A 24,571-nucleotide genomic window follows, 5' to 3' on the forward strand; every position below is an offset into this window, starting at 1 on the left:
CCGTCCTAGCGGTTGCCGGGCTTGCGCACCCGGCGACACCACCCATCCCCCTCGGCACACGCCACCTCCCCGAGACAGCACACTCCCGAGCGCCCTGCATCTCCACACCCACGCTTGGCCTCTGGCCCTCCCACCCACCCCGTGCTTGGCCGCTGCGGCCACCAGCCGCGCGACCAAGCATTCGGGACACACCTCCTGCACCTCTGTGAGATTCCAGGGGCGTCCGATTTCTGAGGGGCGCGGATCGCGCTATTCTTGGGCCATGATGTCCGGTCCGCACCCGCTTCATGCGGGCGACGGCTACGAATACTTGACACGTCAAGTAGCGTCAGCTGATCGCGAGCGCGACCGTGCCCGAGACCTGACCGACTACTACACCGAACACGGAACCCCACCCGGACAGTGGTTCGGCAAAGGTGCAGCCGCGCTCGAAATGTCCGGCGAAGTCACCGAGCGGCAGATGCAGGCACTCTTCGGTGAAGGGCTTCACCCCGATGCAGACCGCATAATTGCGACAGCGCTGGACGAAGGGGCGAGCGCAGAGGAGGCCGTTCGTCGCGCGAAGCTTGGCGCGATGTACTCCGAGTTCACCTCGAAGAAGACAGCGATCAGCGAGATCTACGATCGCCGCCTGGACGAGTGGATCGAGAAGAACCAGGCCCGACCGGGTCACGACGTGCGGATGGTTCTGCGAACTGATGCTGCACGCGAGTTCCTGCGCACTTCGCTGGGGCGCAAGCCCACCACCGAAGAGATCAATAACGCGCTCGCGATGGAGAAGAAGCAGTCGCAGCGCGCGGTGGCCGGCTTCGACTGCGTGTTCACCCCGCCCAAGAGCTGGAGCGTTCTGTGGGGGTTGGCGGACGACGATCTTCGCCGCGAGCTCTACCAGATCCACATCGATTCTGTGCGAATCACGCTCGGCTGGGCCGAAGAACACTTCGCCCTGGCCCGCCGCGGCAAGGGCGGCCAGTTCCAGATCGACGCCGACGGACTGACGATCGCCACGTTCGAGCACTACGACAACCGCACCGGCGACCCGAATCCGCACACCCACTGCGTCATCAGCACCAAAGTCTCGGCCGACATGCTCGACGCGCGCGGCGAACCCGTTCTCGATGAGAAGGGCCGCCCGAAGAAGAAGTGGACTTCACTGGATGCCCGCGCCTTCTTTGGTGGTGCGACGTCGATGAGCTGCATGTACAACGCCGTGTCGATGGACCTCGCGAAGCGGCGAATCGGCTTCGAGTTCGTCGCCGAGGACCGCGGGCGTGGCAAGGAACCGGTGATGGAGATCGCCGATGTCCCGCGCGCCCTGCGCGACAAGTTTTCCCGGCGTCCCGACATCATTCGACGGACCGAGGAATTGGCTGCCGACTATCGGCAGCGGCACGGTCGCGATCCTTCCAAGCGAATTCAGCACAAGCTCGCCCAGCAAGCCACTCTCGACACCCGCGATGCCAAGCCGGTGCCGAAGTCTCTGCGCGAGATGATCACCGAGTGGAACGAACGGGCCCAGACCTTGCTGGGTGGTCTTAGCGGCGCCCAGTTCGCGGCCCAGATCTTGCGCTGGCACAAGGACCCGGCGTCACGTCCATTCGACCCGGAGCGTGCCGCCGTATCCGTCGGTGTCGCGCTGGGCGGCAAGCTCGCGACCGTCTCGTCCGACCCGATCGTGCGCAGCAGGGCCATCGATGCCGAGCTGGCGAAGTTCGTTTGGCCGTCGCCGCGACGGCGAGACGACGCATGGTGGAAGATCGCTCAGCTGCTCGATCCACGCGCTGAGAACAATGCCCTCGATGACATCGCCCGAGCACAGAAGGCGGCCAAGGATCGGGTCTACGACCGGGATGTTGTCGCGCGGGAGGTGCTGGAGAAGGTCTCCCGTCGGCGGGCGACGTGGAACGAAGCACACATCCGCGCCGCAGCGTTCGAGCGCGTCCAGCTGTGCGATTTCGACAGCGATGACGGGCTACTCAACGCCACCGAGGAGGTCGTAAGGAAGGTCCGCGACTCGCATTCGATCCTGATGACGATCGACCCGGACGAGCCGCCGAAGAAGTTGCAGCGCCGCAACGGCGAAGCGATGTACAACACCCTGCACATGACGACCGCGCTCTACACCTCACAGGCCGTTCTCGACGCCGAGGACTACGTTCGTGAGGCCGCACGGACTCCGACTGCCTACATTCTCACCCGCGCTGCCGTGGATGAGGCGATCGCCGAGATCGAACTCGCGGGCCAGGCAAAACACGGCCAGGACTTCCAACTCAACGCCGGACAGCGCAACATTGTGCGTCATCTGTGCATGTCGGGCATGCAACATGACGTCGCCGTCGGGCCCGCCGGCGCGGGCAAAACCACTTCGATGGAAGCGGTCGTGCGTGCCTGGACGAAGGCCGGGCTAGAGGTGATCGCGCTGTCACCGCAGAAATCCGCCGCCGAAGTCTTGGCCGCAGACATCGGCGCGCCCGCCGCGACTATCGACAGCCTGTTGTACCGAATGCGGAACAATCCCAGTGCCACCATCAGGCCCGGCACCATGATCCTGGTCGACGAAGCGGCGATGGCCAGCACCGCCCAGCTGCTCGAACTCCAGCAGATCGCCACCAAGTTCGGTGCCGTCGTACGCGCAGTCGGTGACCCTTACCAGCTCAGCGCTGTCGAGTCAGGCGGCCTGATGCGCCTGATCGCGAAGGAAACGAAAGCGCCCGTGCTGAGCACGGTTGTTCGCTTCACGACCGAGGGCGAGGACGAAGCCAGCCTGCATGTCCGCAACGGCGACCCGCTCGCGGCGTTCGACTGGTACACCGGGCAGGGCCGCATCACCTCCGGCATGACCGACGATCTGCGCGGCCAGATCCTGGCCGAGTACCTGGCCGACCGCACCGCCGGATCTCGCAGCCTCATGATGGCGGCCACCATCGCCGACGTCGCCTCGCTCAACGGCTCGGCTCAAGCTGCGCTCGGATTGGCAGGCGAGGTCTCCGTGAAGGGCCGATCGCATGAGCTGTCCGACGGGCACCGCGGCCACGTCGGCGACACCATCGTCACCCGCAAGAACACCAACCATTTGCGGGTCACCGGTGGCATCCGCAATGGCAGCTCCGTCGACAACGGGAACTTGTGGAAGATCACCAAGGTCCACAAGGACGGCTCTCTCACCGCCATCGGCGTCGGCCACAAGGGCAAGGTCAACTTGCCCGCCGACTACGTGAAGGACAACGTCGAACTCGGCTACGCGACGACCGTCCACCGTGCGCAGGGCATGACCGTCGACCGGGCGTACTTGTTGATGAACAAGTCCCTCGGCCGTGCGCTGGCCTATGTCGGTTTGACCCGAGGGCGGCGGTGGAATGGGCTGTTTCTGGCCACCGATACGCTGCCCGACCCGGGTGTCGAGATTCAGCCGTTCGACGAGGACGAGGAACCGACCCAGCGCGATCTGTGGTTGCGAGTCATGGCCCGCGAAGACGACAACCTGACCGCTACAGAGATGCTGCGTGCCGAGCAGAAGCGGATGAGCGACCCCAAGCGCGCCCGTCTCATTTACGACGAAGCGACCGGCATGCTGGCTGCCGAACGCGCCCACTACCTCCTGGACCGGGCATTGCCGACTGTGTACTGGCGCGAAGTGAGCGCCAGCGCACACCTGCAATCGCTGATCGACACGATCGCGGTGGCCGATCACCACCGGCTCGACACCGAGGCGTTGGTGACCAGCATCGCCACCAACGACGATCGCGATCTCGGTGAATCCCTGGCCGAAGCCCGCGATCTCACCGCGGTGTTGCGTGCTCGCGCCGATGCGTGGATCCGCGACCATCTCAACCCGACGACATGCACGGTGACCGCCGATGTCGACTCCCTTGCCGCGACCCCACTCACCGACCACGACGCGCTTTTCGACAACATCCTCGCCACCAACACTGGCGCGGAAGTGATGGCGACCAGCGAGCGAGGCGCACGGTTCTACGCCGTGCGCGACGCCGAATTCGTCGGCGTGCCACCCGTCCCTCCGCGCCATGCGGGCATGGATGCCGAACTGGCCGACTTCGCTCAGCAGCTGCGTGCCAGGCTCGTCGGCGGCGTCGACGAGCCGCCGGCCGCGACACCGTCGCAGCGCGCGGAGGAGATCGAGAACTACGACCAAACCGTCGATCCCGAACTTCGCCGGGCGAAGATTCGCCGCGACTACGAAGCCTACGTCCGTGACCTCTCCCGCGACCGCGCCCGCTACCTGCTCGACCGCGCGCTGCCCATGGCGATCTCGCAGACGGTGGAGCGGTCGCGCGGGCACAGCGATCTGCTCGACACGATCGGTCTCGCCGACGCCTACCGCCTCGACAGCGAGGCGATGGTCGCCGATATCACCAGCAACGGCGGCCGCGACGACGGCGAGAGCATTCTGGCCGCGCGCGACGCGGCCGGGCTGCTGCGTTTCCGCGCCGATGCGTGGATCCGCACGAACCTGGTCACCACGGCCGTCGACATGCCCGCGACCGCGACGATGGCGCTGGAGCCGGGCGTCGGTGTCGCCGCGCTCACTGCCTCGGCTGCGGCGACCAACCTCGGTGCCGATGTGCTGTCAATCGTGCCGCCATCCGGCAAGTTCCGGGCACTGACCGACCTGGGCTTGCCGCGCGGACTGCGACCGATCCCGCCCGAGCACCCCGGCATGGATACCGCCGTCGCCGACCACGCCGACGAACTGCGTCGCCGTCTGCTCGACCTGCCCGAGGACGCTCCGGACTGGCGGACCCGCGCGGTCCGACACGACTACGCCGACGACGACAACGAGCCCGGCTTCGATGAATGGGATGCCTTTGCCGCGGCGACGACTACCGATCTGCCTTACCCGGAACTCGATGCCGGTGAGCGGGTCACCCGACTTCGCACCGAACTTGCTGCCGCTCGTGCACAGGCCGAGCTGCTGGCAGCCACGATCATGTCCGGCGAAAGCCCGCACGCCCTGGCGATCGAACCGATCCTCGAACTGGCGCGAATCCGCCGCGACGCCCTGTCCACACTGCTCATCGATGCGCGCGAGGCGCGGGAGATGTGGCAGGACGCTGACAGGGCCGCCGTCGATGCCGAAGAACAGCTGCGTGACGTTCTCGACACCGACGAAGACGGAAGCGGCCGCGCAGATCTGGCGTGGATGCAGGACATCGTCGACTCCACGACCGACCCGACGGTGCGCGCGCAGCTCGGCGCCAAGCTCGACGAGTACCGCACTGCCCTCGACGCGACCGCGGCAGCGCGGCGTGACGCCGCGCGCGAACACGCCGAATCCACCCGGGCATGGGCCGAGCAGGTCCACACCGACTTGGAAACTGCGGAAGCCGCATTGGCCCGCGCAGCACAGAACACCAGCACGAGCGGCACCGGCGACCAGCACGAGGTGATCGACGCACGCGACATCGAGTACCTGCGCAACTACGCCGACACCCTGGCCCTGGCGGACCTGGCCGCGGCCCGCGCGCAGGAGAGCCGACTGGCTGCTCAGCTGATGCGGGCGCGCAGCGCCGCGATCGAGGATCGGGTCAACGATCTGGGGATCAGTCGCGGCCAGGCCGCAGTCGACATCGACACCGAATTCCAACCCACTGGTGAGCAGGTCGACGCCGCACTGGTCGGCGTGCTCGGACGCACCGCTCCGGCACGCGGGCCGGTGGCCACCGGCCGGCCCGATGCCGCGATGCTCGACACCGCAGTCCGGGCGGCGCGGCGCAGCATCGGCGATCTGGTCGCAGCCGTCGACAACGGTCTGACTCCGCCACCGATCGGCGACGAACCGATCGCGGCGATGATCCGCACCCAGGCAGATCAACTCATGCCCTGGGCGATCGCCGCGCGCTCCGCCGCGCTCGACGCCGGACGAGCCGAGAGCACCGCACAAGGCCTCGAAGGAGATCTGCAGCGCCTGGTGCAGCGCCAGGAGGCCAGCGATCCCTGGGCCGGCGAAGAACCGTTCGTCACCGCGCTGGTCGCCCAGATCGACAGCCTCGATGAGAACTCCCCGCAGCGGGCCGCCTTGATGGCCATGCTCGACGAGTACCGAGCCACCGCCGCCGACTCCGCCGCGCTCGACGCCCGGGCCAAGCTCGTGGCAGCCGAGCACGCCGCCACCACCGCCCGCGCGGATGCCGAACGCCTGCGCGCGGCCGCCGACACTGCCGGTGCCGCCTACCAGGCCCGCCGCCGCGGCGACCAGCGCCCCGACGAGCCGGAACAGTCCGCGCCCGTCGACGAGCCCACGACCGGAGCCTCACCGGTCGCGACCCGCACGCGAACACCGGTCGACCCGGCGCTCGCCGAACCGATCGTGACCGCTGAGACACCGTTGAACGAGGCGGCCTCGGCGTACTTGCAGACGCTGGCACAGCACGGCCAGCCGGCGCCGGACAACCGTGATCGGCACGCCCCGAGATGGCTGCCCGCTCCCCCGCTGCCCGAGGACACTGCTCCGGCGGCTGCGGCCGCGCGCGATCAGTACGCGGCGATCACCGCCCGGACCATGTCATTGGGCGACGCGGCCGCCGACGATCAGCCGGACTGGACCGCCCATCTCGGCCCGATCCCACGTGGCGCGGCCGCACAGGCGAGCTGGGTGGATCTGGCCGGGCAGGTCGCAGCCTGGCGCGAGCAGCACGCGATCACCGAGCACACCAGCGCACTGGGCCCGCGGCCGGACGACCCGAATCACGCCCTGGTCTGGGACGAACTCACCACCCAGGTCGATCAGCAGCGCCGACGCACGGCCGAAGCCGCGCCCGATCGCGGCCGGATCGAGCGTGAGCGCCGCGACCGCGAAGCGAACCGGCCCCGGCCGATCACCCCCGACGCCCCCGATCGAGACCGCGGCATCGACATTTGACCGGCGTCATGGCGGTGAGCCGCAGAAATAGCAATGCCCCGGGTGGCGTGATGTACAGCAAGCTGTACATCAGAGGCGCCCCGGGGCGAATGCGGATAACGCTATCAGGCCGGCGGGCAGGCGGGCAACGAGTTTTCGATGCGGGCGCCTACTCAGGACGGGCGCGGACCCGGTGGAATCGCCGTTGGATCAACAGGGATTCGATGTGGTGGTCCATCTGCCTGCACAGCTCGATGGCGAATTCGCTGCGCTCGTAGCTCTCGACGATCGTGTACGTGATCTGCTCATTGTCACGCGAATAGCCGAAGGACGTGCCCGGGGCCGTGGTGGTGACCTCGGTGATCAGCTCGGGGCGCAGCCCGATTTCCAGCGTAGGAGAGCCGCCGAAGAGATCGATGATCTCGGCGGCATCGGGCAGCCAGATCAACGCGGGCGGCTGTTCGGCATCGTCATGAATCCAGCTGACCGTCAGGGGCTCTGAGCCATCCGCCCGAGATACCCGCGTGCTGATCTCGGCGGTGCAGTGCTGGGCACGGTGGCCGAGCCCGGTGAGCATCGTGACGATGAAATAGCTGGCGAACCAAGGAGACCGCAGGATCGGGTTGCCCCGGACGTGGCCTATCCATTCGTAGGTGCTGAATTCGAGCGCGTCGTGCAGGTGCTTGTGCTCGCGGGCACGCAGCTCGAAGGAGAAGTTTCGGAACGGCCGGAACTGCTGATTGAACGCCCGAATGTCTGCGACCCGGCGTGTGATTCGCGACCACCATCCCCGCGCGACCGGCTCGTCCTCGCCGGCGTCGGATTCATCTGCGGCCGGGTCGGTGAACGACAGCGTCATCTCGGTGCGTTTGCCGCCACCGGGGGTGATGGTCGACCGCGTGGTCACCGACCCACCGCGGCTGCGCTGCAACTCGTCGAAGACTTCGCCGATCCCGGACATGACGAGGTCCTGCTGTCGGTCGGTGAGATAGTTGCTCAACCGCGCCAGCGCCGCGATCACCGGTCGTGCGGGGTCGGTCTCGTCCTGCGGTGTCGCGAGCCCGGCGAGCATGGCCGTGCCCGCCTTGTCGTAGTCGGCCAGGCGTTGCGGGAACGATGCGGTGAGTGTGTCCACCCCGACGTGCCACAGCTCGAACGGCGGTGTCGCGCCCCCGAGCAGTTCCGGGTCGGGTCCGTCGGGCCCGCACGCATCACAGAATTCGCGAACGGCGCTGCACGCCTCACCAATTGCGCCTCTCCACGTCTGGAACGGGCGGCTCAGTGCGGGCATCGCGTCCGGGCCCGGTGGCAGCGTGGCCGCGGTCGTGAACACTTCCTCGGCGGCCTGCTGTGCGGCATCGAACAGTCGTAGGGCTTTGTCCAAGGCTGATTGCTGTGCGGCGCACGCTGATTCGGACACGCTGTGGGTTCCCTCCCTGACTTGCTGGGACGTTCTTCCGCGTGTGGGCCTTGAAGTTCCGTCCGCAGGTCTGCGTGGGGAAACTACACGACTCGGGTCAGGCGGTGCCTGATGTGGTGCTGGGGCGTGAAGCTGGTCGACCTGCATGCGGAAGCGGGGCCGCGTTCACGGCTCCACCGTCAAGGGAAACACAGACCGCTACCCTCCCGCAATCCGACGCGATCAAATATGATCGCTAGATATACGATCAAAAGTGATCGTGTAACGAAGGGTGCCCAGATGGTGCCCGGGGCCCTGGCGGGTGGTGAGACCCGCCAGGGCCTGGTAGCCGGAACAAAAGGAGAGAGGAGTCCCGGCCATGGCAAACGATAGCGACGACAACATGCGCGGGCGTCGAGGCGAGCCGTGCGAGGGGAGGACAATATGTCTGAGCCGACCAAGAACCCGCAGGGGACGCCTGGTGGACGTGGACCGCGTCGACGTCCTGGTGCCGCCGACGACGCGCAGTTCGGGCTATTCGAACTGGAAGGACCCGACGATGACCAGTCCGCAGGACAACCCGATCGACCCGTGGGTGAGGGCCGAAGTCTCCCGGATCTGGCGGGAGTGGGTGGGGATGGACCCGCAGATGCCGCCGGCGGAGCGCGAAGCCCTGATCGACCAGGAAGCGGCCCGGTTGACGGAGATGATCGAGGAGACCGTGGGCGACTCGGCTCACGGGTACCTGGTGGAGCAGTGGCGCCAGGAGCACCCCGGTCAGGACCCCGACTACCAGACGACCGTGGCCCTGACCGAGACGGCGTGGACCTCGGCGCGCAGCAAGATCCTCGAGACCGAGCTCTACCCGCAGGTGAGCTCCGAGGTCGCCCAGCAGGGCGCGGCCGAGATGCAGCATCTGGCCGAGAGCGCCCTGCGTCGGGCGAAGGTGCTCAAGGACGCTCGGGATCCGGACCGGTGGCAGCGGGGAATGGTCGACCCCAGCGAGCTGGCGACCACGATCGTGAACCGGGTGTGGGGGTACGGGGGAAGCATGGAGTTCCAGGAGCTGGCGCTGGCGCTGATCCAGCAGCGTCTCGACGACAATCTCCCGACGCCGTCGACCAGCGCGGACCCGCTGCGCGAGGAGCTGGAACTGATGATCGACGAAGCGCTGCGGCGCAACAGCGCGACGTCTTAGACCTCGTCTACACCTGGGCGCAGCGGCGCCGCGATTTCGACGGCATCCGGGAACGGGGCCTGGCGACCCGCCGCTCGCTCGATGACGCTCGTTCCCGGCTGGCGGCGGCCGATCCCGAAGATCGCAAGCTCACCGCCCGATTACGCCAGTCGGTCTCCAAGCTCGAAGCCCGCCGTGAGCGCCTGCTCACCGAATATCGCGAAGCTCAAGCCGTCGTCGGCGACGTCGACACCCGTCTGCGTGAAGCCGGTGTCGACCCCGCCACCATCAACTACAAGGCGGCGCTGCGCGCAGGGCGCAAGATCACCGCCCCGGCCCCCGCAAGCGGACAGCAGCTCGAATTCCTGACCGAGATGCTGTCGCGGCGCGGCATCTCCGCCACTGCGGTCGACGACACGCTCACCACCGGTGAGGCCACCCGCGCGATCAAGACCGCGCTGACCGGCAAACAGCCCGCCCTGCGCTCCCCCGAGCCGGATCCCCCGGCCCAGGGCATCGCGAGCACGGACGCCCCGCGCGCCGACCAAGACCCGGCGCCGACCCCCGCCGCGGCCGCCGCAGAGACCGCTGCCGCCGAATCTGCAGCCGCCACCGAAGCGGTTCGCACCCGGGTTCTCGACACCATCGCCGGCCACGACGCCATCCGCAAGGTTGCCGCGGTCAGCGTGTTCGCGCTCTACCACGGGGCGGCATACCCCCAGGTCTGCGAACTGACCACGCTCGCGCTGGGCGATGTGATCGAGAACAGCGAGAGCCCGGCCCAGCGCAGAGCCGCGCGGGAACTGCTCGCCGATCCCGCCACGCTGAGCCAACTCGCTCAGCAAGCCACCGAGGCGGTCTGGCACAGCCAGCACACGCCAGACCCGGCCCGGCAAGCCGCGCAGGAACTCGGCGAACGAATCGCGGCCGAGCACGCGGCGACTGGTCTGCCCGCCGCGGGTGTACAGGCCACGATCTTCGACGCCGCGATCGGCGCCGAGTCCGAACTCGCGCGCCAGAGCACGGTGCAAGACGCCATCGATGTCGCGACCACCGCGACCACCGTTGACTGGCATGCGCTGGGCCGTGCGGCGTTCGACCCGGCCACGGTCCTGCTCGACGCCGACCCCAGCAGCCACCCGCAGATGGTCGCGGCCCTGGCGGAACTGCGCGCCGACAGCCCGATCGTCGAGACGATCACCGACCAGTTCACCCTGGGCTACAACAGTGCCCGCACCGCGCACTGTGAGCCGGCCTGCAACGACATCGTCGACACCCTGCTGGCCGATCCCGACGTGCGGGCCGCGGTGCGCGCCCACGATCCCGACCAGATCGGACCGGGCCGGGAGTTCGAGAACCTGCTGGTCGGCAAGCTCGATCAGATCGCGGTCACCGGCGACCTGGTGGCCGCCGCGATTGCCGAGCTGCGCTACGACGAGCACCTGTTCAGCTTCCTGCTGACCGAACGACTACGGAGTGTCGCGCCAGACCCTTTAGGTGAGGTCGACGCGCCAGTCACTGCGAGCGCTGTCGACCACCCGACAGACGCAGTGCACGACACCGATCCCGACGCCGGGGTGGTCGTCACCGATCCGGGCCCCGAGCCCACCGCTGAACCCACACTCCTCGACGGGGACGCTCCCGACGCCACCACGGTCGAGGAAACCCCGGAGGCAGACCCGCCAGCGGTCGAGGTCGGCGAGCCGCCCGTCGAGGGCATCCCCGCGGCGGCCGCCGCCAGCGAGGAACCCAGCCGCGACGGCGCGCTGCCGCAGGTGCCGCAGGACGAAACCGGTGTGCCCCTGTCGAGGTGGGGCAGCACCGCACTGGTCGAAGCCGAACGCCCCGACGGGAGCCGCGTCTACATCGACGCGGCCACCCTGGTGCCGCCCGCGCCCGCCACCGAGTCCACGCCGGAACCGGACGACGCCGCGGTCGCACGGTCCGTCGAGGTCGACGAGCACCCCGTCGACGAGCACGCGGTCGACGAGCACGCGGTCGACAACGATACCGAGCCGGACGAAACCGCCCAGGTCGACGAGGAGCCCCCGGCGTCGGTCGAGACCGTGCGCCGCGGCGAAGCCACCGACTTCGTCCTCGGCACACAGGTTCTCGTCCCGACCTCCCCCGCTGACCGGATCGCCGCCAACATCGAGGCGATCCGGCTGCTCACCCGGCTCGACGAGGCGGGCCGGTACGCCACCGCCGACGAGCAGGCCGTCCTCGCCCAATTCAGCGGGTGGGGCGGCGCGTGGCAGGTGTTCGACACCGCCAAGACCGAGCACGAGCCCCAGCGCGAACAACTGCGCACCCTTCTCGGTGATCGCGAATACCGTGCCGCACGCCAGAGCACCGCCAACGCCCACTACACCGACCCGGCCGTCGTGGCGGTGATGTGGGACGCCCTGGTCGAGGCTGGCCTCCCCGAAGACGCCAACGTTCTCGAACCAGGCTGCGGCGCAGGCCATTTCCTGGGACACGCCCCCGGCTGGGTCAACGCCGTCGGCGTCGAGGTCGATCCGACGACCGCGCGCATCGCGCACTACCTCTACCCGAGCCGCGAGGTCCGCAACCACGGATTCGAGCGCGACTTCTCCCCCACCGCCCGCTACGACGCCGCCATCGGCAACGTCCCGTTCGGCGACTACAGCCTCTACGACGACAAGTTCAACCCCAACGGGCTCAGCGTCCACAACTACTTCATCAAGAAGTCGCTGGCGCTGACCCAGCCCGGCGGCTACGTCGCGGTGATCACCTCGACCTTCACCTCCGATGCCCGTCGTGAGGCCGCGCGGCGTGAGATCGCCGAACTCGGTGATCTCGTCGGCGCGGTCCGGCTGCCCAGCAAGGCTTTCGCCCGCCAGGCCGCCACCGACGTCGTCACCGACGTGCTGGTGTTCCGCCGGCGCGAACCCGACCGCGCCTACAGCCCCGAGACCAGCCGCTGGATCGAGGTCAACAAGTGGCAGATCGACGGCAAGTCGGTCACGCTCAACGACTACTTCGGCACCCACCGCGAACACATTCTCGGCACCGTCGAGGTCGGCTCCGGGATGTACGGGCAGGAGACCCTGCTCGTCCACGGCGACGACACCCGCCCGCTGGCCGATCAGCTGCGCCACGCGCTGCGCGGCATCATCGACCGCGCCCGAGACAACGACCTCGCGCTGTCGACGACCCCGGTGCCCGACGTCGTCACACCGGGACTCGACCGCGGCCAAACCCTGTCGGCCGTCGCGATCCCGGGCACGCTGCGCTGGGACGAAGCGACCGAGAGCTTCGACCAGTACGTCGTGGGCGACGGCTGGGAACCGGCCTACTGCAACGGCCGCGCACGTGCCCAGCAGTGGCTGCGGATGCTCGACATGGGCGACACCGTCATGGCGCTGAGCGAGGCCAGTCGCACCGAGTCCACGTACGAGGACCGCCAGGCACTGCGTGACCGGCTCAACGCCCAGTACGACGACTACGTCGCCACCTACGGCGCGCTCAACCGCTACAAGTGGACCACTCACCGCGAACGCAACGACGAGCAACAGGCCCGCACCAAATTCGGTCGCCTCGAACAGAAGTGGCGCCTGAACAACGGTGAACCGCTCATCAACGAGTACGGCGAGCCGGTCCTGGGCGACGACGGCAAGGTCATCAAGATCCCCGCCGAGGGATCACTTCCTGACCACATCGCCGAGGAACTGCTCGAACAGTCCTACGAGCCCGACCAGAAGCCCTACAAGAAGCGTTCCCAGTTTGAGGGCGCGATCAAACTCGACCCCCGCATCGCGATGGTGCGCGCCCTCGAGCACTACGACGACGACACTCACGTCGCGCGCAAGGCCTCGATCTTCACCGAGGACGCCGCCCGCTTCCACGAGCCGGCCGCGAGCGCCGACAACATCGACGAAGCGCTCGCGATCTGCTTCGACGAGCGCGGCCGCATCGAACCCGCGCGGATCGCCGAACTGCTCGACCTGAGCGTTGCCGAGGCCCTGGAACAGGCCGCGGGCAAGATCTTCCCCGATCTCGACCACCCCGGCGAGTGGGTGATCGCGCCCCGGTTCCTGTCCGGCAATGTCCGCGAGAAGCTGGCCAAGGCCAAGCTCGCGGCCGCCGAGGATCCGCAGCTGCACGGCCCGTCGGTGGCGGCGCTGACCGACGCGATTCCTCCCGATGTCGATCTGACCAAGATCTCTATCCGGCCCGGCGCGGAGTGGCTCGGCGTCGATACCTACCGCGAGTTCTTCCAGGCCGAATTCGATCTGGGCTCCCACGACATCAGCATCGAGTTCTCCCCGATCAGCGGATCGTGGCAGATCGAGACCAAGCGCTATCCGCTGTGGGCGGCACCGGATACCGGCTACCGCGATGCGTGGGGACTCGAGTCGGCCGACATCTCCGGTGTCGAGCTGTTCGAGATGATCGCCAACAACAAGGCGGTCCAGTCGGCGAAGTCCGGCGATGAACTGATGGCCGCGCCCAAGCCGCGGTTCCATCCCGAGCGCACCGAGCTGCTGCGCGCCAAGGCCGTTCAGCTCGAAGAGACGTTCAGCCGGTGGCTCTGGGCCGACCCGGAGCGCGCGGATCGGCTGACCCGCAGGTTCAACGAAGCGCTCAACAGCTTCAACCGGGTCCAGTACCCGACTGAACACAAGACCTTCCCCGGCCTGAACCCGAAATACATCCCCTACGACTATCAGGCCCAGGCTGTTGTCCGGCAGCTGCACGAAGAGACGATCCTGCTCGACCACTGCGTCGGTGCGGGCAAGACCCTGACCATCGCCATGACGTGCATGGAGATGCGCCGACTCGGCCAGGTCCGCCAGCCCTGGATCGTGGTGCCGAACTTCCTGGTCGACCAGTGGCACCGGGAAGTGCTCGACGCCTACCCCAGCGCCAACATCCTGGTGGCCACCGATCTCGACGGCCCCCCGGCGCGGCAGCGGTTCATCGCCCAGACCGCTGTCGGTGACTGGGACATGGTCATCGTGCCGCAGTCGGTGTTCGGGCTGATCGGTGTCAGCAACGAGTACCAGGCCACCTACATCGAGAAGCAGATCACGGTACTGGAAGAGCGCCTGGAGGAGGCCAAGTTCCTCTCCGGAGGGGAACAGACCCACTCGGTCAAGCAGATCGCCAAGGCGATCGAGCGCGAGAAGGCCCGCCACAGCAAACTGATCAAGGGCAAGAGCCGCGACACCGGCTTGACCTTCGAGCAGTCCGGCGCCGACTTCCTCTTCATCGACGAGGCGCACCTGTACAAGAACCTCACCAGGGCGAGCGCCAGCGAAGACCTCGCCCTCATCGATGGGTCGCTGCGCTCGTCGGACCTGGAAATGAAGGCGCTGCTGATGCGCGAGCGCGCCGAGGAGCGCAACCGCGCCGAGGGTCGGCCGTTCGCGCCGGCGAGGGCGATGTCGTTCGCCACGGGTACCCCGGTGTCGAACTCTCTCGGCGAGCTGTGGGTGATGAAACGGTTCCTGCGCCCGGACTTGCTGGCCAAGGCAGGGATGTCCCATATCGATGCGTGGGCGCAAACTTTCGCTCAGCAGCGCACGACCGTCGAGATGAACATCACCGGCTCGTCGCTGCGGCCGGTCTCACGCATGGCCGAGTACAACAACATGCCGCAGCTGCTGGCCATGCTCGATCAGTTCCGCGACGTCGTCACCCAGGACCGGATCCCGGCCGAGCTGCCCGCGCTCAAGGATGGCAAACGCACGGTCGTGGAGTTCGAGCTGTCCCAGCAGGTCCGGGACTTCATGCACGACCTCGACGCGCGCATGGCCCAGACGACGGGCAAGACGATGCACATCGACAACGCGCTCAAGATCGGCTCCGACGGGCTCAACGCCAGCCTCTATCCACCGCTGGCCAACCTGCCCGAGCCCGATCCCGACAACAACCGGATCGCGATCACCGCCAACATCCTGTGGCGCATCCACAGCGAGAATGCCGAGGTGTTCACGCCCGCCGACAAGGCCGGGCCCGACGCGACCGGTGTCTTCCAGCTCGTCTTCTGCGACCGCGGCACGCCGAAGGCCACCGATCACAAACGCACCCAGAACCTCTACACCCGGCTGCGTGACGAGCTGGTCGCACGCGGAATGCGGGAAGAGGAGATCGCCTTCATCCACCATTACCCGTCTGCGCGGGCCAAGCAGCAGCTGTTCGCCGACTGCCGCGCCGGCCGGGTCCGGGTGCTCATCGGTAGCACCGAGAAGATGGGCGTCGGCATGAATGTCCAGCGCCTGGCCAAGAGTCTGGTTCACCTGTCGGTGCCCTACCGTGCATCCGATCTGGCCCAGCGCGAAGGCCGAATCATTCGCCAAGGCAACAGGATGTCCGAGGTCGAGATCATCTCCCCCGTCGCGGTGAAGTCCTATGACGGCACCTCATGGCAGATCATCGAGCGCAAGGCCCACATCGACACCTACCTGCGTTCGGCGGACTGCCCCACCACGATCGAAGACGTCGGTGGCGACATGGCCGTCTCGGCGGCCCAGACCAAGGCCGCGGCCACCGGCGACCCGGTCTACATCGCCGCCGTCGAGAAAGAAGCCGAGGTCAAGGCGTTGCGCGCCGAGCAGACCATGATCGCCCAGGCCGCGGCCTCCCGGGCGCACACCGTGCTCAAGCTCGAACAGTCCCTGCCCATCCGGGAACAGGAGCTGCGCGAACTCGACGCCATGGTCGAGCCCCTCAGCCGGTGGCGCGCCGCCGACCGCGAAGACCGGGTCCTGGTCATCAACGGGCGCACCTACCCAGCCCGCGACACCAGCAAGATCGCCGAAGGCGTGCAGGACACACTGTCTGAACTCAGCTCCCGCCGTCGGCGCGCCGCCGCGACCGAGACAGACGCCGAGCCCCTCAAATTCTTCGAGATCGAGGGCGTGCCGGTCTACGCCTACATCACCCGAACAACCCACGCGTTGGTGCTGACCATGGACGGCGGTCTCACCCGTGTGCTCGCCGCCAGCGAGGCAGACAAGGCAGATGACTGGGGGGTGAGCGTCGCCCGGGCGCACGGCATCGTGCAACGAGTCCACAACATGATCGATGACGCGATCGCCAAGCGCGAGCCCGCAGCAGAACTGGTCGAGGAAGTCCGCCGACGAATCGAGACGTTGAGCAACGAAGCCGATCGGGAATTCACCCGCGGCGACGAGCTCGTGCAGGCCGAGCACGACCTGGCGGCGATGAAAGCCCGCATCAGCGCCCAGGAGAACTCCCCTGCGGCCCTGCACAAGCGCGCCGCAGACTTCGACCGTCGCCAGTCGATGGGCCAATACCAAGGCTGGACATTGGATCTCAACCCCACCGAGGGGCGTGCCGACGATCTCGGCATTCCCCGCGACTCGCTCAAAGAGCTGGTTCCGGTGTGGATGAACGACCACGCCAGCGCCTGGAAGGCCCGCGCCGGAGAGCGGGAAGCGGCGCGACGAGCCGACCCTTGGCAGCCGACCTCATCCGATGGGTCGCGCTATCAATACGGCGGCCTGCGCGAGGACGGCGAGCCCGGTGCCAGCGTGGAATGGACCGGGGAGGACTGGCATTGGATTGCCTGGGACGGCCAGGGCAACACCGACAACTCGGTGATGGCGCGCCGCGACGCCGCGCAGCAGGCCGCTCGCAGTGCGCTCGTCGCGATGCTGCCTGCTGAGGATCCCGCCCACGCGCCGAACTCTTTCCCCGCCCACACCGAGCCTGAACCGGACGTCGACGTCGCCAAACAACGTCTCGAACTGCGGCGTCGGGGCGAGCAAGTAGCGCAGGACCGCCCGGATTGGACAGCGCACCTGGGTCCTGTGCCGACCAGGCCAGCTGACCGCGAAGACTGGATCAGCACCGCCGGACAGCTGGCACTCGCCCGCGAGAACGCCGGAATCCCCGACACCGACACCAGTTTGATGGGCCCACGGCCAGAAGGCGAAGGGCAGGGTGGCGAGTGGGACCGGCTCACCGAGCATGCCGCCGAGCTACGCGCTGCGGCCGCTCAACACAGCGAACACGAGCAGCCGCACGCACCCGAGCACCATCACGAACAGGCTCAACAGCATCAGCGCCCCAGCCCCGCGCCGGAGCCGCCCGCACCGCATCTCGCCCCGTCGATCTAACTCCCGCGCCGGATTACGGAAGAAGGAACAGGCCGCGGGCCCGCCCAGTCGGTAGCTGGTCGGGCCCGCGGCTTGTTCACCTGAGCTCACGCTCAGGCGGCATCCGCCGGGGGAAGGGCCCCGGCGAAGAATGTGGCGTAGTCGTCGGCGGACAGTTTGCCGTCCATCGACAGCGCGACCCGCAAGGCGGCGATGCTGCTGGAACGGGGCACCCCGCGCCGTTCGGCATCACCGATCGTAGTCGCGACGGTGTGACGGGCAAGGATCGGATGATGGCGGATCAGCCAGTCCAGCATCGTCGCGACCTTCCAGTTCAGCGCGACGTCGCGGCGTTCGGAGCCACTGGCCACGGCCACGTCGCGGTCGGAGAGGAATTGGTGCAGGATCGCCGAGCGCACGGTGCCGGCCAAGGCCTGCGCCGGGATGATGTCGTCGAGTTTGAGGGCGACCACCGTGGCCAGTTCGTCGGCGACCTCGTGCACGGCGGTTTCGTTGCGTGCCCGCAGGACCCAGCGCTTGCGGCGCTCGGGCCGCCACAGCCGGGCGAAGAACGACGCGGCGAACTTCTCCCACAGCTCATGGATGCCGACCGGCATCTCGGTGGCGCTGTTCGACAACGCCGCAGCGGTGGCGTCGGTCGAGCGCTGCATCGCTTCGACCCATTCGTCGGCCACTGGGCGCGACCACACGTTCCGGCCCGCGATCGCCGCCTGTGGCGAGGGCAGTTCGACTTGGCCGCGGGCGATCTGGGTGCGCAGCGCTGACGGCTCGGCGCCGATCATCTCGGCGATCTCCGGTGCCCCGATGAGCTGGTCACCGGCAAGCTCCGGCGCGGACAGGTTGACCACGCATTGCGCGAACGGGAGTGCGTCTGCAGGGCGGGCGGCGGCCCAGGCGGCGAGGTGGTGATCCCACCGGCGCACTGGGGCGGCGGTGGCCTCGACATCAGCGATGTCGAGGACGGCGGCGGGGTCGATAGGGCGATCGGTGAGCAGGTCTGCGGCGGTGACGGTGGTCGCCATGGGCACGGCTCGGTTGACGAATCGCTCGGCGACGCCGTCCCACAGCTGTGCGGGTCGGAACCAGTGGCTGCCGTCCCACCAGTACCCGCCTGCGCGGAACAGCAGCGGCTCGTTGCTCCACTGCTCGTGCAGTTGACCGGCCGCGGCGTTGTCGACCAGCACGACCGAACGGCCCAGGCCGGGGTGAAAGCGCACGCACCAGGCCAGATCGGTGCGCCGGGGGTCTGTGGTGAAGGCCCACCACGGGCTGTTGTCCCACTCGGCGGCGCGTGGCCAGTCGAACCGGGCCCACGTCGGCTGGCCGGGAAGGCGGCCGATCGCCTCGATGGCCCGGGCGTCGGTGGTGGGGATGTGGGAGTCGTCGACGAAGGGCAGGTCAGGGATCGGATGATCGGTCGACAACCCGTTCGCCACCGGCACCACCGTCTGCATGCTGTGTCTCCGCTTCATTGTTGTCACGTGGTCTGAAAGAAGCTGCGCGCCATGCGCTACAAATAATGTAGCGCATGGCGCGCGGTTTGAGTTGCTTATCGCGCGGTTGGTCGCGCTAGTGTTCATGAGCCCCGGCGGGCCGGGAGCGCGGGCAGGTCGGCGCGGGCATCCCAGATCCAGCCGGGAAGCTCGGATTCGGCGATCAGGTCGTCGACGGCTTGACGGGTGGTGTCGCTGTCGGCCAGGTAGAGCGCAGTGGCGGGTTCGGTGTCGGTGAGAACCGCGCTGGCCAGGGCCTTGGAGTTGGCCAGGTTGTAGCGCAATCCCTTGACGTAGCTGCGCTTCTGGCTGGTGAGGTGGTCGAGCAGGGCGTGCTCGGTCACCGACTCGTACGGGATCCAGTTCTGGGTGACCGGCATCAGCGTCAACTCCTGGAACGTCGGGACACCCGAACGGTTCACGTGCACCGTTCCGGCCACGATGAGACGGCTGTGTTCGTCGGAAGCCCACAGCTCCAGGTCGACGGCGAAGCGGCGGGCCAGACGGGCGTGCAGGTCGTCGGGCAGCAGGAAGTTGTAGTCGGGTGCCTCGGTCAGCACCATCCGGTGCCCGAGACGGCCTTCGGTGATCGAGGCGACCTCGCCGATCACCAGCAGCAGCCGCTTGCGTTTGGTTCCGGTGTCGGCGACCGAGCCCAAGGCCCGTGCCCGGCGGGCAGCCAGCTCGGTCTTGCGGGCGGGATCGTAGGGTTCGGGCAGATACAGCGATTCGACGAACTGCGCGCCCTTGGTGGTCTTGCCGCGCGCGGCCTCGAGCAGATAGTGGCGCACGACCTTCCAGGACCGTTTGCCCTCCATCCGCGGCACCCAGCGGGCGAACTCGCTTTGATCCCACAGATAGTGCAGGGTGCCGCGCAGGCTCAGCTTGGTCGGGTCGGCCGCCACCGAGTCGCTGGGTTCTGAATTGGTGGCGGGAACTCGGGAGGCGCCGTTGAGTGAGAGCGCGAATCCCAGCTTGAGCTTGGTCTGTTCGCCGTCGTCCTCGATCGCGGCGCCGAGCACCTGGCCGAGCCCGGTCAGCTCGGCCGGTGGCTCCCAGGAATCGCAGGACGGAGCATGGGCGGTGCCCGAGCCCGGCATGCGCTTGAGGATGAGCTTGTTGCCGCCGACGGTGGCGACATACATCTCTGCCCCGGCGGAGGTGCACATGCACCGGGGCCGCACACCCGCGCGGCGCGCGGCGCCCAGTCGCGTCTGCCAGTCGGGGTCGGTGGTGGTGGCGTGTTTGCCGAGCACGCTGTAGGTGGCGGTCATGGGAACTCTCCTTGCTGGGTGCTCGCCCTCGCGCGGGGAGCGGGATGGATACGGGTGCCCGGGGAGCCGGCCGGGCGGGCTAGCAGCCCCCCGGGCACCGTTTCCGCCGGATGGCACGCGCTACAACGGGTTCCACGCCGCCGGGCGGGCTGGAGCGTGGGACCGGGCGCGACCATCCGGAGGTTCATGGGGACCTCAACCCTCTGGGTCGGGTTCGCGCCGGTACAGGTCGGCTTCCTCGTCGAAGTGCCAGAGCCCGCCCTCGTAGTACATGCTCGCGTCGGGGTCTTCGGAACTGACCGGTGTCGCGTTGCCGGTGGTGATCGCTCGGCGCATGTCCGCCACCGACATGGTCGGCTGGTTGTCGGCCGATGCGACGGGCCGGTCGGCCCGCCCGGCGATCTCGCCGACAAGGAACTCCTCCAGGCCGCCTTCGCCGCGGTGTTCGTACAGCGGGCCCGGGAACATCTCGGATGCCCGGCAGTCGCCGGGGGTGCAGCCCTGCATGTAGTTGCCCTCCCGGAGCGAGCGCACCGTGGGCCACATGTAGCTGACGTGCCAGGCGATCGGGGCATCGCGGAACTCGTCGGGCTTGGTGCCGGGCGGGTAGGCGTTGCGGTGGGCGATCATCAGCGCCCAAAGGTGTTCGACCACAGGCGAATGGCGGTACCAGCAGCCGGTGACCGCGCTGACGTTGTAGCGGAACCGCCACCACTCCACCCAGTCGGCCAGGTCGAGCCAGGCCTGCAGCGCACGCTGGCGCGACATGTGCCGCCAGGACCAGATCAGGTCCGGCTTGCCGGAGGGACCGAGGGTGGCCGATTCGTCGAGCCAGTCGAACAGCTCGGTGATCCGACCCGGATCCGGTGCCCACCCGACCGCGACGGTGGGGTCCTCGACCTCGGTCACTTCTTCCCCCAACCCTTGGTGAAGTCGACGACCTCGAGCGGGCCGGCCTCGACCGGTCGGGCCTCGACGCCAGTGCGCTGATCGAATACCGGTGCGGTGATCTCGGGGACCACGCCGGTGGCCACGGCCTTGTCGTAGAACTCCTGCGACGGCTCGACCAGCGCCGACTGGCGTTGGTCGCCGTCAAACCACGCCTTGAGCCGCAGCTTGACTCCGGGCATGTTGCGGAAGACCAGCAGCGCTTCGCCCTCGCCCATCGTGCGGATTTCCTGGGCGGACATGACCGGTTTGGTAATGCGCTCGTCGCGCCACTGGTTCGCGCCGACCTTCGTCGGGATCGTGACCTCGATTGTGCCCAGGAGCTTGGAGACTTCATCGAGCGTTTCGTAGGCCATCAGGCCGGGCAGCACCAACTGACCGCTGGCGGAGTCAATCAGCTGGCGGGCGCCGATGGCCCCGAAGCGGGACCGTAGCTGGTCGGGGCCGTGGGCGAGTGCCATGATCGAGATGCCACGGCCGCCCGAGTCGGTCAACATCTCGGGCAGATCAGGAATCGGGGCGACGTTGGCGACCTCGTCGAGCACCATCCGCATATACGGGTCCAAGCGGCCCGCCGGTGACTGCTCAGAGCGTGTGTGTGCCTCGTAGGCGACTTCGGAGGCAAGGGCTGATACGAATGGGGCCATGGACTGGCCTTTGCCGCTGGAAAGCATGTAGAGGCTGTTGGCGTCGCGGATGTAGGCCGCCACGTCCAGGCTCTCGGCGGCGGAAACGTTGACCGCGGCCATCAGTTTCGGCGAGGACAGCGGCTTGAGGATGTTGGTCACCGTCGACATGGTGTTGGCGGTGACCTTCGGGTCCTCCGACATCGTGGCCTGCACGAAGTCGTTGGCGAAGTCGGAATGGTTGCGCTGCAGGATGCGCAAGACCTCATTGTTCTGCGCGATGGTCGACCAGCGACGGACCTCGGACATCGTCCTGCCGTCGAGTGCCGCGGCGTGCAGATAGCACTGGATGACGATCTCGGCGCGGGTCGCGTAGAACGCCGCGGCGTCGGAGTCACCGCCTTTGCTCATCGGCCGCCCGGCCACCAACCCCGCAGCGCGACGGATGGCCGCATCGGGATCGTCTGCCCCAGCGATCGGTGACCAGCCGGAACGCTCCGGCCAGCCCTTGGCGATGTTCTCCGGGTCGAACACCATGACCTTGCCCTTGCGCTTGCGCGGCAGGACGGTCGCCCGCAGCACATCGGCTTTCGTCGAGGTCACCGCCACCGGGCCGGGAGCGAAGAGGATCTGGGGAACTGCGGTGCGCCAGGTCTTTCCCTGCCCGGACGCACCTAGAACCAGCAGCGAGTCGTTGGGACGCAACGCGATCTCCTGGCCGTCTGCGGTGTTCACTCCCAGCGGGGTCACCAGTTCGGCCGGGTCGTCATCGGTGTTTCCGCCGTTGGCCGCGCGCAGTTTCACCGCATGTGCGCGGGCGCCGTCGGCGTCGATGATTCCGGCGACATCGCGGGTGGTGGCCAGGCCGGGCGTGTGTCCGGCGGAGCGCAGTTTGCGCTCGTTCAGGCGCTGGGAGACGACCCACCAGGCGAACCCGGCGGCGAGGATGAATACCGCGGCGATCGTGTAGATCAACCAGGCCGGGCCCGGCCTGGGGTCTCGGGTCCAGGCTGCGGCGGGGTCGCCGGCGTGGCCGGGCCACTGGATTAGCACATTGGGCAGGGCGCGATCGGGCCCGGCCAGCCCGTTGCCGACGAGCAGGCCGGATAGGGCGGCGCCACTGAGTAGGGCGGCGATGATCACGACGATCGCCCCGACGGTCATCAGCACGCCGGGCGGGAACAGCGGGTGTGCTTCGGCCGGGCTCTGGGGTGCGGTACTGCGTTGGATACTCATGCGAGCCTCCGGCCCTTGATCGCGGCGTCGGTGTTGGTGAGCTGGCGTTCGAGCGGGGAGCGGATGTGGCGCATCAGGATCGGGTCACGCGAACCGATCTTGAGCAAGCACATTCCTGGGCCGAGCTGCATGATCTTTTCGATCGCGCCGTCGGGCAGCTGATACATCCGCGCGCACGCTGCGGCATCCTCATAACGTTCCTGCCCGTACAGGTAGACGATGGAGGCTTCCTGCATCAATGCCCGCGCCGGGCTGTCGACGGGCAGGTCAGAAATGTGGTGGAACGCCGACACCGTCGAAAGTCCCAGACCGCGGGAGAGCTTCATATTCCGCCGCAGGTACAGGCCCGTGCTGCCTTCGGCGAGGTGCCAGCCTTCTTCGACGACGAACTCGGTCTGGTCGAATTTGGAGCTGCGAGCAGCGACACGGTTGGACAGCCACGTGTTGACCAGCGTCATCACCACGCGCACCGACGGGCCCGACTCAGGAAGCCGAGACAGATCCAGGTGCACGAAGGGGTGCTCTAGTGCAGCACGCACGGACGGGGTCGTCGGGGCGTCGACGAGTCCCCGCAAGTCGGTTTCCGACAGCCGCCGAAGGGCCAGGGCTACGTCACGGCCCCACTGCTTGGCATCCTCGCTGTAGAGCGGGCCGAACACATCGGTATCTCCTTCGCGCGGGTGCAGCATGCGCTCGGCGAGGTCACCGATCACCGGCTCTTGCTCCACGCTTCGCTTCTCCTCGGTCACCAGGAGCAGCGCGTTGGACACCGCTGATCGCTCCGTTTCCAGCAGCGGCCGCCCGATGGTGTCTTCAAGCACGGCATAGACCAGCTGGGCTTGGCCTTCGGGCCGGTACTCGGCGCCTTCATGCGCACCCTGCAACGAGATCGCCGGATCGAGAAGGTTGAGCCGATGCTCGCCCGACCCGCCAGCAGTGAACTCGATCGAAGGCGATCCGACAGCGTTGGCGACAACGGCGTACTCACCGGCGCCGGACTGGCGCTTCTTGTCCACCACGATGACCTGCCGACCCAGCGGCAGGGTTCGGGTCGTGTACACCGTCTTGACCATCGAGGATTTGCCCTTGCCGACGTCGCCGATATGGACGACGTTGATATTGGAGATGTCCTCGCCGTAGGCGGTGAACTGATCGACGATGATCGGCGAGTTGTTGGTCGCGTCGATGCCCTGCATGATGCCGCGGTGACCCGAGGGCATGCGGGTCAACGCGAGGTTGAGGGCCTCGCCCTGACGGGTGGTCGAGGCATAGCCGTTGGGGCGGGGCTCGTAGTAGCCGAGCCGGTCCAGAAGTCGTCGCCGCCGGGGCAGCGACCGACGCGGTGGAGCGACCGGGATCAGGTCGTCATCGGTCTCGTAGTCGAACCGCAACGGAGTACCGAAGTGCGAAAGTTCTGACACTGAAACAGTTTTCGTCATCGTGCTCAA

The 24,571-nt window shown here is 67.8% G+C and carries 9 protein-coding genes; 3 read left to right on the forward strand and 6 right to left on the reverse strand.

Going from position 1 to position 24,571, the window contains the following annotated elements; genetic code table 11:
• Window positions 1-265 precede the first annotated feature (265 nt).
• The gene (gene mobF / locus NS1_RS29865) at window positions 266-6,880 is read left to right on the forward strand and encodes a MobF family relaxase (protein WP_255284752.1); all 6,615 of its coding nucleotides are present in this window, start codon (window positions 266-268) and stop codon (window positions 6,878-6,880) included.
• A 148-nt stretch (window positions 6,881-7,028) separates the two neighbouring features.
• On the opposite strand, the gene NS1_RS29870 is transcribed toward mobF, so the two are convergent.
• Window positions 7,029-8,279, reverse strand: coding sequence for a hypothetical protein (locus tag NS1_RS29870; RefSeq protein WP_157125460.1), 1,251 nt, complete (start codon window positions 8,277-8,279; stop codon window positions 7,029-7,031).
• Between the two features lie 460 nt (window positions 8,280-8,739).
• Between NS1_RS29870 and NS1_RS42730 the strand changes: the two genes are divergently transcribed.
• Both NS1_RS42730 and NS1_RS42735 read left to right on the forward strand, forming a co-directional pair.
• Complete coding sequence (locus tag NS1_RS42730) at window positions 8,740-9,456, forward strand: hypothetical protein (RefSeq protein WP_062989864.1); 717 nt, start codon at window positions 8,740-8,742, stop codon at window positions 9,454-9,456.
• Window positions 9,457-13,217: 3,761 nt separating this feature from the next.
• A complete protein-coding gene (locus NS1_RS42735) occupies window positions 13,218-17,546 on the forward strand; it encodes a helicase-like domain-containing protein (RefSeq protein WP_507762139.1) in 4,329 nt (1,442 codons plus the stop codon).
• Between the two features lie 92 nt (window positions 17,547-17,638).
• On the opposite strand, the gene NS1_RS29885 is transcribed toward NS1_RS42735, so the two are convergent.
• The 5 genes from NS1_RS29885 to NS1_RS29905 all read right to left on the reverse strand — a co-directional run bounded on the left by NS1_RS29885 (window position 17,639) and on the right by NS1_RS29905 (window position 24,544).
• Window positions 17,639-19,000, reverse strand: a complete 1,362-nt coding sequence (locus tag NS1_RS29885; RefSeq protein ID WP_062989868.1) for a hypothetical protein — start codon at window positions 18,998-19,000, stop codon at window positions 17,639-17,641.
• Window positions 19,001-19,122: 122 nt separating this feature from the next.
• Window positions 19,123-20,313 (reverse strand): DUF1173 family protein, encoded by a 1,191-nt coding sequence (locus tag NS1_RS29890; RefSeq protein ID WP_062989870.1) that lies wholly within the window; start codon window positions 20,311-20,313, stop codon window positions 19,123-19,125.
• Between the two features lie 195 nt (window positions 20,314-20,508).
• Window positions 20,509-21,222, reverse strand: a complete 714-nt coding sequence (locus NS1_RS29895) for a hypothetical protein (RefSeq protein ID WP_062989872.1) — start codon at window positions 21,220-21,222, stop codon at window positions 20,509-20,511.
• Window positions 21,219-23,123 (reverse strand): type IV secretory system conjugative DNA transfer family protein, encoded by a 1,905-nt coding sequence (locus tag NS1_RS29900; RefSeq protein ID WP_062989875.1) that lies wholly within the window; start codon window positions 23,121-23,123, stop codon window positions 21,219-21,221. Before NS1_RS29900 ends, NS1_RS29895 begins: the two co-directional genes overlap by 4 nt.
• A complete protein-coding gene (locus tag NS1_RS29905) occupies window positions 23,120-24,544 on the reverse strand; it encodes an ATP/GTP-binding protein (protein WP_157125462.1) in 1,425 nt (474 codons plus the stop codon). The genes NS1_RS29900 and NS1_RS29905 overlap by 4 nt, the downstream gene beginning before the upstream one ends.
• Between the last annotated feature and the right edge of the window lie 27 nt (window positions 24,545-24,571).

Origin of the sequence: Nocardia salmonicida NBRC 13393, from assembly GCF_001613085.1 — a bacterium.
GTDB classification, from domain to species: Bacteria; Actinomycetota; Actinomycetes; order Mycobacteriales; family Mycobacteriaceae; genus Nocardia; species Nocardia salmonicida.

Bases quoted from the DNA above. Each gene is read 5' to 3' on its own strand.
- mobF (WP_255284752.1), top strand. From the start codon at position 266: ATGTCCGGTCCGCACCCGCTTCATGCGGGCGACGGCTACGAATACTTG.
- NS1_RS42735 (WP_507762139.1), top strand. From the start codon at position 13,218: ATGGTGCGCGCCCTCGAGCACTACGACGACGACACTCACGTCGCGCGC.
- NS1_RS29885 (WP_062989868.1), bottom strand. From the start codon at position 19,000: ATGCAGACGGTGGTGCCGGTGGCGAACGGGTTGTCGACCGATCATCCG.
- NS1_RS29890 (WP_062989870.1), bottom strand. From the start codon at position 20,313: ATGACCGCCACCTACAGCGTGCTCGGCAAACACGCCACCACCACCGAC.
- NS1_RS29900 (WP_062989875.1), bottom strand. From the start codon at position 23,123: ATGAGTATCCAACGCAGTACCGCACCCCAGAGCCCGGCCGAAGCACAC.